General features: G+C 38.8%; 11 protein-coding genes and 1 pseudogene. All 12 read left to right on the top strand.

The genetic code is table 11. The features are described from left to right. Window positions 1–91 precede the first annotated feature (91 nt). Entirely contained in the window at window positions 92–988 is an 897-nt protein-coding gene (locus MHZ92_RS21510) for a CAP domain-containing protein (RefSeq protein ID WP_304649628.1), read from the top strand. 95 nt (window positions 989–1,083) lie between these two features. Next, complete coding sequence (locus MHZ92_RS14070) at window positions 1,084–2,520, top strand: spore germination protein (RefSeq protein WP_239432353.1); 1,437 nt, start codon at window positions 1,084–1,086, stop codon at window positions 2,518–2,520. A 29-nt stretch (window positions 2,521–2,549) separates the two neighbouring features. After that, on the top strand, window positions 2,550–3,530 hold the full coding sequence (locus MHZ92_RS14065; protein WP_239432352.1) for a GerAB/ArcD/ProY family transporter: 981 nt from the start codon (window positions 2,550–2,552) through the stop codon (window positions 3,528–3,530). Beyond that, window positions 3,527–4,606 carry a Ger(x)C family spore germination protein gene (locus MHZ92_RS14060; protein WP_239432351.1) on the top strand — a complete coding sequence of 360 codons (1,080 nt, stop codon included), beginning with the start codon at window positions 3,527–3,529 and terminating at the stop codon, window positions 4,604–4,606. Before MHZ92_RS14065 ends, MHZ92_RS14060 begins: the two co-directional genes overlap by 4 nt. A gap of 354 nt (window positions 4,607–4,960) precedes the next feature. Then, the gene (locus MHZ92_RS21625; protein WP_370644734.1) at window positions 4,961–5,230 is read left to right on the top strand and encodes a hypothetical protein; all 270 of its coding nucleotides are present in this window, start codon (window positions 4,961–4,963) and stop codon (window positions 5,228–5,230) included. Window positions 5,231–5,318: 88 nt separating this feature from the next. Then, window positions 5,319–6,185 carry a VOC family protein gene (locus MHZ92_RS14050; RefSeq protein ID WP_239432350.1) on the top strand — a complete coding sequence of 289 codons (867 nt, stop codon included), beginning with the start codon at window positions 5,319–5,321 and terminating at the stop codon, window positions 6,183–6,185. Between the two features lie 22 nt (window positions 6,186–6,207). After that, window positions 6,208–6,978 carry a helix-turn-helix domain-containing protein gene (locus tag MHZ92_RS14045; protein ID WP_239432349.1) on the top strand — a complete coding sequence of 257 codons (771 nt, stop codon included), beginning with the start codon at window positions 6,208–6,210 and terminating at the stop codon, window positions 6,976–6,978. Window positions 6,979–7,123: 145 nt separating this feature from the next. After that, window positions 7,124–7,600, top strand: coding sequence for a GyrI-like domain-containing protein (locus MHZ92_RS14040; protein ID WP_239432348.1), 477 nt, complete (start codon window positions 7,124–7,126; stop codon window positions 7,598–7,600). Window positions 7,601–7,746: 146 nt separating this feature from the next. Beyond that, window positions 7,747–7,997, top strand: a pseudogene (locus MHZ92_RS14035) (IS110 family transposase); the annotation flags it as partial. 154 nt (window positions 7,998–8,151) lie between these two features. Further along, on the top strand, window positions 8,152–8,526 hold the full coding sequence (locus MHZ92_RS14030; protein WP_239432347.1) for a VOC family protein: 375 nt from the start codon (window positions 8,152–8,154) through the stop codon (window positions 8,524–8,526). Window positions 8,527–9,013: 487 nt separating this feature from the next. Continuing rightward, complete coding sequence (locus MHZ92_RS14025; protein ID WP_239432346.1) at window positions 9,014–10,090, top strand: undecaprenyldiphospho-muramoylpentapeptide beta-N-acetylglucosaminyltransferase; 1,077 nt, start codon at window positions 9,014–9,016, stop codon at window positions 10,088–10,090. A gap of 187 nt (window positions 10,091–10,277) precedes the next feature. Further along, window positions 10,278–13,091 (top strand): 2-oxoglutarate dehydrogenase E1 component, encoded by a 2,814-nt coding sequence (locus MHZ92_RS14020; protein ID WP_239432345.1) that lies wholly within the window; start codon window positions 10,278–10,280, stop codon window positions 13,089–13,091. Window positions 13,092–13,133 lie beyond the last annotated feature (42 nt).

Raw genomic sequence — 13,133 nt, 5'->3', positions numbered from 1 at the left:
ATTTATAATTTGTTTGGTCCTATAGGCAAATCATGGGGATTCTCCTCTTCTCACATACGTTATGATAGTTTGCGAAGGGAGGAGTTACAAGATGAAAAAATCGATGGCAGTCATCTTACTCGGCTCGACACTTTTAATGTCGACAAACAACAGTGTAGAAGCTTCATATCAGAATAACGAATTTACTAACGAAAAAGCGGTGCAAAACGTACAGTATTTTGTATATGAGGGGAAATTTTCTTCTTACAATCCCGTAGAAGTTAACCAATACATTAATAAGTACGTGAACGAACTTGAAAAATATTTTGGTAAAAATATAGAGGTTACTCTTCAACCATCTGCGAAACCGGTTGAACAACCAAAGCCAGTGGAGCAAGCAAAACCTGTGGAAAAGGCTAAACCCGCAGAACAGGCAAAACCTGTGGAAAAGGCTAAACCCGCAGAACAGGCAAAACCTGTGGAAAAGGCTAAACCCGCAGAACAAGCAAAACCTGTGGAAAAGGCTAAACCAGTAGAACAACCAAAACCAGTTGAACAAGCTAAACCCGTTCAACAAGCTAAACCTGTAGAACAGGCAAAACCGGTTGAAAAACCAGCTCAAAATGAAAATATTTCTGCTATTGAACAAGCAGTGTTAGATTTGACAAATGCTGAAAGACAAAAAGCAGGATTGCAACCTTTGCAAATCGATAAGAACTTGATGAATTCAGCTCGTCAAAAATCAACAGATATGGCAACGAATAACTACTTTTCACATGAGAGCCCAACATACGGCTCACCATTCGATCAAATGAAAGCAAACGGCGTCTCTTACCGCTCAGCTGCTGAAAATATTGCAATGGGTCAGCAGTCTGCTGAAGAAGTTGTAAAAGCTTGGATGGAGTCTCCAGGTCACAAAGAAAACATCTTAACACCTAACTTTACTCATATCGGTATCGGTTATGATGCAAATGGTAAATATTGGACACAACAGTTCATCCAAAAATAATAGAAATGAAAAGAACATGGCTTGGGAAGTTTCCCAGCCATGTTCTTTTTTTGCATAAAACGGAAGGCCCGCGGCGATACTTTATCCGTGAGGTGATGAAATTGGGCAATACAAGCAATCAGGTAATCGATAAGAAAAGTGTAAAACAACTCTTCTTAAATTCAGAAGATTTCGTCTCCGTAGATGTCGATTGGCCAACAGGCAAAGGGATTTTATGCTATTATTCATCATTGGCCGACGTAACGGAAGTAAACAAACAGATTACTATCATTCGGCAACGGGCATCGGAGAAAATGAGCAACTGGGGGAAAACTCCAGTTTCTAATGTATTACCGTATTCCGAAGATGAGCTTGTAAAAGCCGTTTGCAGCGGCCAGACAGTCATCATTTTTCTAGACTCCAAAGTGATGTTGACTATTTCCGTTCAAAGTAGTTTTTGCAGATCTCCAGAAGAACCGGGAAATGAGCAAGCAATCCGTGGTACACATGATGGATTTGTTGAAAATACACAACAAAACATTACACTTATCCGCCAAAAACTTGCCAGAAATGATCTTGTTATCAAATCAATAACTATCGGCAAGGGGACGAGTATAAATCTAACTTACCTTTATATTGATTCCATTGCAAATAAAGAAGTAGTCCAATTATTTGAATCCCGTTTACAAGAAATACAAAAAGAAAACATCATGAATTCTGGAGAAATCCAAGATTATTTTGATGAATCCGTATTAACACCTTTTCCACAGTTCTTAAATACAGAAAGGCCTGATCGTGTCGTCTTCAACTTGATGGAAGGAAAGATCGCAAACTTTATCAATAATTCACCGACCGCATTGATTGCACCAGTTAGTTTTTTTACATTTTACCAATCTTCCGATGATTTTAATAAACGCGTAATGATTGGTTCTTTTTATAGGTTGCTACGAATTATGAGTTTAGTGATGGCTTTATATTTACCTGCATTTTATATCGCTGTCGTGAGCTTCCATTCGGAAATATTGCCTATAGAAATAAGTAAAAAAGTGAAATTAGCGATTAACGAAATACCATATCGCCCGATTATAGAAGCAATGATAATGGAATTGTTCATTGAATTGATAAGGGAGGCAAGTATTAGGCTTCCGAAGCCGATTGGACAGACAATCGGTGTTGTTGGCGGCTTGATCATAGGTGATGCAATTGTCAGTGCTGGCCTCGTATCAAATTTAATGGTAATTGTAGTAGCATTGACAGCCATTTCAAGTTTTGTCGTCCCTTCAGTTGAAATGAATATGGCCCTTCGGATTTTAAGGTTCCCATTTATGCTTGCAGCAGCGCTATTCGGTTTTTTCGGAATGGCAATCGGGACGATTGTTTTAGTTATTCACCTTTTATCATTATCTTCTCTTAAACAGCCATATTTTGCTCCTTTTGTTCCTTTGGATACGTCCAGGTTCATGGATGTGTTTTTCCGTGTTCCTTATTCCAAGTTTCATAAACAACAAAAGACTTTCTCATTCATGAAAAAGAAGAAAGGCCGGAAATCGTAATGTTAACATTATCGAGAATCCAGTTTTTTTTGCTCTTATTTGTTGTACAGACAGGGACGGTTTTCGTATCTTTTCAGCATCGGTTAATCATTGAGGCAAAAACGAATTCGTGGGTCGTCTTCATCATTGCAGGCATATTTCATTATATTCAAATATTGCTTTACGAAAAGTATTATGAAAGGTTCAAACCAGGACGACTCGTTGCAGGGCTATACATTGCGTACTGGTCTTTGACAATCGTTACTTTTCTTGCTTATCTCAATTACACACTTTCTGTTTGGATATTCCCAAACACTCCTCAAATTGTAACGATGGTAATCATCGTAGGCGTGTCGCTATATGCAAATATGACAAGAATTGAAACAGTAATCAATTTACCGGCAACAATCTTACCCTTATTTCCGATTTTCATACTCTTCTTATTCATGGCAATACCGGATCTCGTTTGGACTCGTTTGTTTCCTTTGGATTTGACTGATATCATACCTCTTTTGAAAGGCTTATTCATGGCACAGGCTACGTTCCTTGGTATAGAGTTCTACTTGTTTTTCAGGAAGTACGTCATCCAGAAGGTTAAAGGGATGCCACTATTTATTTATCAGTCGGCTTGGTTCTTTTTTTTCTTTACGATTTTAGTTTTTATTCTTCTTTTTTATCCGATCAACGCAATCGACTTCCTACCAGAACCGCTTCTTAATATTTTGAAGTCGCAAAAAGTGACGTTTGTTGAACGACTCGATTTGTTTTTCTTATTCATATGGGTAATCTGGAGCGTCGTGGCAATAACACTGTACTTTTTTATGTGCGTCCAAGCCCGTCGTATCTATTTCAACAATGAAAGTAAGTTCCTTACAATCTTGTCTCATTTTTTGCTTATTATCATTTCTTCTTTTTTTGCGACGAAAGATCGATCTAATTTTCTGCGGGAAATCATTGTCTATCCTCAATTGCTTTTTACAATAGTAATTCCCTTAATCGTCATTTTGATGAATAGGAGGAACAAAAAATGAGTAAAAGGTTGTTGCCGGCATTCTTGCTTGGACTGCTTCTGCTTGGAGGATGTTGGGATGAAGCGCAATATAAAGACATTACAATCGTTCCAGTTATGGGATTGACGAACGGGGATAAGGAAGGGGAAGTGAAAGCTTACTTTTCCTATCCAACTTTTGAAGAAGAAACAATCAAATACGCACAGTCTGAAGGTACGGGTGTCTCGACACGGGCTGCTCGCGAAGATGCTAGCCACCATACAATGGAAGCACTCGATGTATCCCATCTCGAAGTACTCATGATATCAAGTGATATGGCGAAAAAAAACGTCTACCCCGAAATTGATATGTTTTTCAGAACGCCACGGAATCGCATTACAAGCTACGTTGCTGTAGTGGAAGGAGATATGAAACAATATTTCAATCCTCCTGGAGACTTTAAAAGTGAGGTTGCAAATTATTATCCTGAATTATTGCGTACGGGCGTGCTGTATACATACATTACGGTAAGCACAATGGAAAATGCAGCAAAATTACTGTTTGACGAAACGATTGACTTAACTTTACCGTATTTGATCATTGATGAAAACGGACTTCCGGCTTTAGATGGAATCGCGCTGTTCAGCAACAATCATTTCACAGGACAAACTTTAAGGAAACAAGAAGCGATTTTGGCAGGCATGATGAAAAACAAACTTGGTAAGTATACACGCCTTAGTTATGAGTGGAAAGAAAAAGATAGTCCTATTACGGTTCAAGTAATAAAAGTAAATAGAAAGCTAAAGATTTCTGATGAGCGGGTCAAGATGAAATTTGATATCGATATTAGTGTTGATGAATTCCCTAAAAATGACTTGTACAAAAAGCAAACACGAAGGGAGGCAGAAAAATTTCTGTCTGCCGAAATAAAGAAGGATTTTGAAAAAGTCCTAACAACAACCCAAGAAGCAAAAAGTGATGTTTTCGGTGTTGGGCGGAAAGTTCATGCATTCCATCAAGATTTATGGAAAAAGGGAGATTGGCGGGAAACATACTCTACTTTGTCTATTGAGATTGATGTGAAAGTGAATTTGAAGAGAACGAGTATACTTGACTGAAATAAATCCCGGGCTATATCGTAACGGGTTCGGTTGATGGGGAGAAAACAGTAAAAAACACAGCATTTGGAGGCACAATTCGCATATGAATTAGTGTCCCCATTTTTGTTGTTATATCAACATTTAGATGCATTATATAGAGGAACTGGCACCACAATAAGCACGGGAATTAGCAGCAGCGCATAATTTTATGTGCCTTTGTCAATTCCATTGTTAAAACGCATGCTAATTGGATATTGGACGGAAAAATAAAGAAGGAAGGCGAGAAATATATGCTAAAATATAATAAGGATTGTGAAATAATGTTATTCAACTAACGGAGCAACATTCCTGTTGAAGGATGAACATTTTACAATGACATCCGAAGTGGATGGATTTAAACGTTTAATCGAATTCCATAATTTCCTTGAAGTGCAGGGAGTCCGTGTCGGTTGTGGACATGCAGGGAACAACTTTGTTTTTTATGATCTTGATGGAAATTTATTTAACGTATGGAGCGAACTAAGTCCATCCTTAAAGGACCTGGCGTGGAATAAATCAATAAGAAAACTGGTGTACAGCGTTAGTTCTTATGGAATTAACGCTCTTTTTGTTGAAATATTTCACTATAGAGAAGGCAGTTGAATGAATTGGTGACTTAATCAAGTTTATTACCTATTTTAAAGAAACATGTGAAATTGTACTTGACCTTCGACTTACTCGAACCTTTAGAATGAAATTGGTAGAACATACCGAATACATTAACAAGAAAGGGATGGAGCAGATGACTTTCCGTTGGGACGGCGGATTTATCATGGTATCATGGGACAAATTTGAAGAGGGGATTGAATGGTATAGCAAGCATATGGGATGGACTTGTTTAGACAGTGTTGTTACACCTGTCGGAAAAAAGGCTTTTCTCAAAATGCCTAGATTAGGTGTGGTGACATTGAAGTCCTTTGAAGGCGAATTTGAACATTTTAAATTTGAAGGTGATTTTGAAGGACATACAAGAGTAGGATTTGAGGTGACGAATCTTGAGGATACCCTTTCCTATTTTGAAAAGGAGGGAATCAAGGTTTCCAATATGGTTACCTTACCTACTGGACAAGTTAGCTTTGATATCCATGCTTTTGATAACGCAAGGATTACAGCGGTCCACAATAAATCTTTGGAAGGGCAATTCCCTGAAGCTAGAGTAACAGGTTTTGGCGATGTTAATGTAAGAATAGGTGTAAAAGATATCAATAAAGCTGTCGCTTGGTATCAAGAGAACCTTGGTGTTAAAGTAGTAGAACAAAATGACAATTATGCACACTTACAAGTAGAGGATGCATATGACTGGATGCAGCTGTCTCAAGTGTTTTACGACAATATATGGTTGGAAAAGATTGAAGATATAACTTTCGAAAAAGCAAACCCTTCTGTTCGGAATTACTTTGACGTCAGACCAGAGTTATTTCATGAAACCTACAATCAACTTAAGGAAAATGGTTTGAATCCATCCGAAGTTGCTGGTAATCCCCATAATGGCTGGGCGGGTTTTCATTTCTTTGATTTAGATGGAAACCGCATAAACGTTTGGTCTTATCCTGCATAACAGCAAAAGGGAGTGAAGAGAAATGGGGATGAAAATCAATGAATTTTCTGAGCGAACTGGCCTGCCACCAAGTACTCTTCGTTTCTATGATCAAAAAAAATTGTTGGAGCCCAAACAACGTTTAGAGAACGGCTATAGGATTTATACAGACGATCAAGTATCACACGCATTGATTATTCATTCACTTCGTTTGTCTGGCATTAGCATTGAAGACATTTATCAGTATATGCATTCAAGCGAGGAAGAGAAGGAACGATTAATTTCAAATTGGAAGCATGAGGTAGATTCAAAGATATCTACATTAAAAATCGCAAAACAATATTTAAGTGGTGTGACTGCTAAAGAGCAACATATCAATTTAGTTAAATGGGACGAACCCATACTATTTATATGGTTTAGACATGAAGTGCCAAGAGAAATAAACCCTTTTCAGTCTGTGATGACCTCAGAATTAGAGAAGGTTAAAAAATTGGGACTAGGAGTTAGACCAGGTATTTTTATAAGGACATTAGAATCTAAAGGGAATTCAATGGTTGGCGAGGTTGGATTCATCCTGAATAAAGAGTATCCATCCAACTTGAGTGACAAGGCGATTAATATGTATATAGAGCAACAAGAGCCAACGCTTTACGCTACGATGGAGTGTAATGTGTACGATCCCTTTATGTGTTTTAATTTTATGAGGCTAGTCCACCGATTTGGTTTTAGAACAAAAGGTGTAAAGTTAGAAAAGTTTGAGTCACCAGATGAAAGTACTTTTAGGTACATGATTCCACTTTTGAATCCTTCTTGACTCTTCAAATAATGGAGTGTTGCTCTTGAAAGATCAACGCCTATTTTTTTTATATATTGAATAAAGGAGCAATATGATTAAAGTAGCAGGAATATTTATTTATTTGTAGAAATATGTAGTTATTATATTCAAAGGAGTGAATTATGTGTCTAAATCAACATTACAGAACAAGTCTGTAATAGAGTTATCTGAATTAAAGTTAGTCGGTTTTCGAGTATTGTGCCCAGGTGACCAGTATGTAAATGAAATACCGAAAGCATCGTCACAGTTAAGCGAGCGGATAGGTGAAATTAGTAACGTTATTAATCCGTTGCAACAAATTGGGGCATTTGTTGTAGAAAATGAAACGGACAATGAAGATGGCTATTGGATCTGCGTAGAAGTAAATGAATACGAGAATATTCCTGATGAAATGATTACCTTGACAATACCCTCACAAAGATATGCCGTTGTGAGACATAAAGGACCAAATGATGAAATTAGGGACGCCTATGAGGACTTGCATAAATGGATTGAAGAAACTAACTATCTACGATTAACAAATAAATGGCATCTTGAAAAGTTTTATAGCTGGACAGATATAAAAAATATAGATGTAGAGCTGTTTGATACTATAAATTAAGATGAATGTAAAGCAGTAAAAGTGTTTATCCAGGTAGGATTAACACCATCTCGAAAGAAAAAGAGCCCTCTTGTATGATGCATAGTGTCAACGTGGATATTGACCCATCATCAAACAGGAGGACTACTCTATGAATTCTATGGAATGGGAGATGCAGTATCGTTGATCTGCTCTCGGAAGTAGGTTGTTTTTCACATTATGAGGATCCACACCAACTCAACAAACTAGCGGGATTGACATATTCATCTGGCCAACATCAGGGGTGAAACAGATCTCAAAGCGAGGCCGGAAGAGGTTAAGGAACGTTCTATTTAAAGTCGTTCCACTGGTCAGGCCCAACGAAGCGTTTAAACGGTTTCATGAATACTACACGACTTGCCAACAAAATCCCCTTAGGTAAGAAGCAAAATAATTTTCCTCACATCACGAAGTGATTTAACCGTTGATACTTCAATGTTTATAGAGGGAGGTAAAATTATTAAATTGGAAAGGGATAGGAGTATAAATAGGGACTAACTTGATATACCAGATTAATTTTAGGAGAGGTAAATATGAGTAAATCATTCATTGAACAAGTACATTATATTAGAATTCCTGTAAAAGATTTAGAACAGTCTGCACAATGGTATAGAGATGTATTAGGGTTTCAGTTATTAAGCATTACTGATGATCCATTTGCGATTATTAAAGTAAATGAGGGACCTTTTTTACTTATCTTAGTTCCAACTGTCGATGACACATTTGCACATTTTACAGTTAATAATGAATCAGCTTTCAGTATCGGCTTTACAAGCCCGGAATTATCTGAATTTCATCAACATCTAATTAATAATCAAGTTAAGGTGGAGGATATACAAGAAGATAATGGTCATGCCTTTTTCCACTTTTACGATCCAAATGGTAATAAACTTCAAGTACACTGGTAAGATTATATAAATTTCCTTATTTCATTAACGGGTGCTTTAGTTCAATTAGGATAATAAAATACTTCGACAAAAATGCTCAGATTTTTCTGAGCGTTTTTACTTGTTAATTATATAGCAATTTTACTGTTGAAATGTATGCTGATTAGCCTGTTATTTGCGTTGTTAATTGCACTTTTCTCCCCATCAACCGAACCCGTTAGCTATATCAGTCCGAGTTTTATTTTTCATATATAAAGTCCAGACTCTAATTCCATACAATTATTCCTATGTAACTATCCTAACTGATCCATAAGGTGGCATATGCTTAAATAGTATCCGAGAAAATAACTTTGAATGTAAATCTATTGATATTGTATAGTGATTTATTTGCTATAATAACAAAGAAGTGTATATGGATAAATGTTGAACTGAAGATTATTCATATTTCATTGAAGCTGTTGTTCAGGATATATTGCTTACTAAAAAATCAGATGAGGTGAATGGCCAAATGAAACGGCCGGTAATTGTATTGACAGGGGGCGGGACTGCAGGGCATGTTTCCGTCAACGAAGCGTTAATACCAGTATTCATTGACAAAGGATATGAAGTCCATTATATCGGTTCCCATGACGGAATTGAGAAACAATTGATAAAGGAAGGCCATCGTGAAGTGACATATCATGCCATTCAAAGCGGCAAACTCAGACGTTATTTCTCGATGAAGAACTTTTCGGACCCGTTCCGTGTCGGAGCAGGAGTCTTACAAGCATATTCGATATTGCGAAAATTGAAACCTGAAATTATTTTTTCAAAAGGCGGATTTGTTTCGGTTCCGGTCGTTTTGGCGGCAAAGCTTGCTAAAATTCCTGTAGTTGTCCACGAATCTGACGTCACTCCGGGACTTGCGAACAAACTCGCACTGCCTCTTTCCAAACATATCTTTACGGTCTTCGAACAAACACTCGACTATGTGCCAGCCGGAAAAGCGACATTTACGGGTGCAGTCATCAGACCGGAAATCTTTCATGGTGACAGGAAGGAAGGTCTGCGCATCGCTGGTTTATCCGGGGAGAAGCCTGTGTTCATCGTAATGGGCGGCAGCCAAGGATCCGCTCTGCTCAACGATGAATTAAGAAAGGATTTGGACGTTCTACTAGAGGAGTTTGAAATCATACACCTTTGCGGTAAAGGTAATATTGATGAAACTTTGGAACATACAAAAGGCTATACGCAATTTGAATACGTAACAGAAGGGCTGCCTCATTTATTGGCGGCGTCCGATTTTTCCGTATCACGCGCAGGATCGAATGCCATATTTGAATTATTATCTGTATTAAAACCCATGTTACTCATTCCGTTATCTGCTTCTCAAAGCAGAGGCGATCAGCTATTAAATGCCTCATTATTCGAATCACTTGGCATTGCCAAAGTGATTCAGGAAGAGAAGCTTAAGGAACATTCTATGCCAGAGCTTTTCAAATCGCTTATTGAGGATAAAGACAGTCTTCTAACAAATATGAAAAAAGTTTCAAATACAAAATCCCCTGAAAAAATGGCGGAAATGATACTATCATACAAGAATTAGCTGGAATAGTCTTTGAAGAGAAGAAAAATATACAAACAATTAACAATGAATCTCTATTTTCAACACACATAATTGTCAATAAAATAGAACTAATCCCTTCCCGTTCTAGTATTTGCGTGGTAATATGGATACGGATATTAAATAGTAACACAACAGGCCAATAGGCAAAATGTGGAGGTCATTTTACATGTCGAACAATGTTGGTACCCAACGTTCCCCTTATTCGGTATTTACTGGTCCGAACCTTGGGTATGTAATGGAAATGTATGAACAGTTCAAAGTGTCACCCGAATCTGTCGATCCCGAACTTGCTGAAATGTTCAGAAGTTACGGGGCACCTTCTATTGAAGGAATTGACCAAACAGCGACAATGTCAGCTGTTCCAGCAAGTGATTTTGGAAAAGTACTAGCTGCCTATACACTAGTAGACGCTATACGTGCATACGGGCATCTTGCCTCGGATATATATCCGCTTGAAGACAGACCAAAAGACGCTACCCGACTGGAGCTTTCGTATTATGGATTATCCGAAAACGATCTGCAGTCGATGCCAGCCTCCTTGTTTTTAAAAAATCCGCCATCCAATGTAGAAAACGGATTGGATGCGGTAAACTATTTAAAATCATTGTACACAGGGAAAATTGCTTATGAATTTTCTCACGTCATTGATGAAGAAGAACGTGAATGGATCCAATCAAAAATTGAAAACGGGGAGATCTCCGTTCAGCTTTCTTCTGATGATAAAAAAGCATTGCTAGAAAGATTGACTAAAATAGAAGGTTTTGAGAAGTTCATCCACCGTACTTTTGTTGGAGCGAAACGTTTTTCCATTGAAGGACTTGATTCTTTAGTTATCCTTCTTGATGAATTGGTTCGCCGTTCTGAAGCTGACAAAGTGAAGAAGTTATTAATCGGTATGGCACATCGTGGCCGCTTGAATGTATTGACACATATTTTGAATAAACCATATGAAATGATGTTCGCTGAATTTGCAGGAGTCCCTTCTACGCCATTCCTCCCGGAAGATGGATCTCTCGAAACGACCCATGGTTGGTTCGGTGACGTTAAATATCATATGGGAGCACTTTATAAAGCTCCTTCAGGCACTGAACGATTCTTGGCTTATAACCCTTCCCACTTGGAAGTCGTTAATCCAGTTATTGCTGGCCAGACACGTGCTGCGCAGGAATATACAGACAAAGAAGGTCTACCCGAGCAAGATATGAAAGCCGCTTATGCAATCATGATCCATGGAGACGCAGCTTTCCCGGGTCAAGGAATTGTCCCTGAAACATTCAACTATAGCCGTGTCCGCGGATATAAAACGGGCGGTTCGATCCATATTATCGCGAACAATACGATTGGATTCACTACTGAATATTACGATTCGAGATCGACTCATTATTCATCGGACCCTGCAAAAGGATTCGAAGTTCCGGTATTACATGTCAATGCGGACAGTCCTGAGGATGTAATTGCAGTCGCTGCGTTTGCATTTGAATATCGCCAAAAATTTGGAAAAGATATATTGATAGACTTGATTGGGTATCGCCGTTATGGCCACAACGAAATGGATGAGCCATTAGTAACGAACCCAATGATGTACCATAAGATCCATAAACATCCAACAGCACGCCAACTTTACGGTTCAGAACTCGTAAAAGAGAACATTTTGAATGAAAAAGATGTTGAAAAGCTGGATGCTGACGTATTTGCAATGATGCAAGCTGCATACGACAAAGTGAAGGAGACGGCTTCCGTTGCCACAAAAAGCTCCAATGCGACACCTGAAAATGTCCTGGCAGGATATCCAAGAGATCTTGAAACGGGTGTTAGCGAGGAAAGATTACAGCGCATGAACGAAGAGCTTCTTTCTTACCCAGAGGACTTTACGGTATTCAGTAAGTTAGATCGAATTTTGAAGCGTCGTGAAGAGCCGTTCAAAGGAAAAGGAAAAGTGGATTGGGCTCATGCTGAACAATTAGCGTTCGGTTCCATTCTCCAAGATGGCAAGCCGATCCGTGTTACAGGTCAGGACGTCCAACGAGGAACTTTCGCACATCGCCATCTTGTATTACATGATGAAAAGACCGGTGAAGAATTTGTGCCGCTTCATCATATTAGCGGTTCCAGCGCATCGTTTGTCGCTTATAACAGTCCATTAACCGAATTTGCGGTTGTCGGTTACGAGTTCGGATATAACTTGGAAAAAGACCGAGCGTTAACGATTTGGGAAGCCCAATATGGAGACTTTGCAAATATGGCCCAAGTGATGTTTGACCAATTCATTTCATCCAGCCATTCGAAATGGGGTCAGCAATCGGGCATGGTCATCCTTTTGCCTCATGCCTATGAGGGACAGGGACCAGAACACTCCAGTGCTCGACTTGAAAGATATTTGCAGCTTTGTGCTGAAAACAACTGGACGGTAGCTAACATTTCAAGTGCGGCTAACTATTTCCACGTCTTGCGCAGACAGGCAATGATGCTAGGAACTGATGTGGAACGTCCACTTGTCATCGTGTCACCAAAATCACTTCTTCGTCATCCGCTCGTTGGCGCTGATGTAAGTGATCTATCGGACGGCCACTTCCAAACTGTTCTTGAACAGCCAGGAACAGGCCAAAATCCAGATAAAGTGAAGAAAATCCTATTCGCTAGCGGTAAAATGGCGATTGATCTAGCAGAAAAAGTAAAAGACGGCGAAGGTTTTGACCACTTGCATATCGTGCGAGTAGAGCAATTGTATCCATTCCCGTCCGAAAAAATTGCCGCGATCGTAGCTCGTTATCCAAAAGCGAAAGAACTCGTTTGGGTTCAAGAAGAACCTAAGAACATGGGGTCTTGGTCATTCGCTTTAGAATATATGCAAGAAATCGCAGGTGGAAAACAATCGGTTTCCTACGTAGGTCGTATTCACCGTGCAAGCCCTTCAGAAGGTAGTGGGGAAGCACATAAAGTTGAGCAACAACGTATCATCGAAGAAGCGTTGAAAAAATAAGTACACATATAAAGAATTTTGTTATGCACCGTTGAACGGTAG

Source organism: Sporosarcina sp. ACRSL (genome assembly GCF_022346605.1).
Classification (GTDB): Bacteria; Bacillota; Bacilli; order Bacillales_A; family Planococcaceae; genus Sporosarcina.
This window is presented reverse-complemented; position numbering and strand designations above follow the sequence as displayed.

Excerpts from the sequence above, each read along its gene's own strand:
- MHZ92_RS21510 (WP_304649628.1), top strand. The coding sequence starts at position 92 with ATGAAAAAATCGATGGCAGTCATCTTACTCGGCTCGACACTTTTAATG.
- MHZ92_RS14030 (WP_239432347.1), top strand. The coding sequence starts at position 8,152 with ATGAGTAAATCATTCATTGAACAAGTACATTATATTAGAATTCCTGTA.
- MHZ92_RS14025 (WP_239432346.1), top strand. The coding sequence starts at position 9,014 with ATGAAACGGCCGGTAATTGTATTGACAGGGGGCGGGACTGCAGGGCAT.
- MHZ92_RS14045 (WP_239432349.1), top strand. The coding sequence starts at position 6,208 with ATGGGGATGAAAATCAATGAATTTTCTGAGCGAACTGGCCTGCCACCA.
- MHZ92_RS14050 (WP_239432350.1), top strand. The coding sequence starts at position 5,319 with ATGAAATTGGTAGAACATACCGAATACATTAACAAGAAAGGGATGGAG.
- MHZ92_RS21625 (WP_370644734.1), top strand. The coding sequence starts at position 4,961 with ATGACATCCGAAGTGGATGGATTTAAACGTTTAATCGAATTCCATAAT.
- MHZ92_RS14020 (WP_239432345.1), top strand. The coding sequence starts at position 10,278 with ATGTCGAACAATGTTGGTACCCAACGTTCCCCTTATTCGGTATTTACT.
- MHZ92_RS14070 (WP_239432353.1), top strand. The coding sequence starts at position 1,084 with ATGAAATTGGGCAATACAAGCAATCAGGTAATCGATAAGAAAAGTGTA.
- MHZ92_RS14060 (WP_239432351.1), top strand. The coding sequence starts at position 3,527 with ATGAGTAAAAGGTTGTTGCCGGCATTCTTGCTTGGACTGCTTCTGCTT.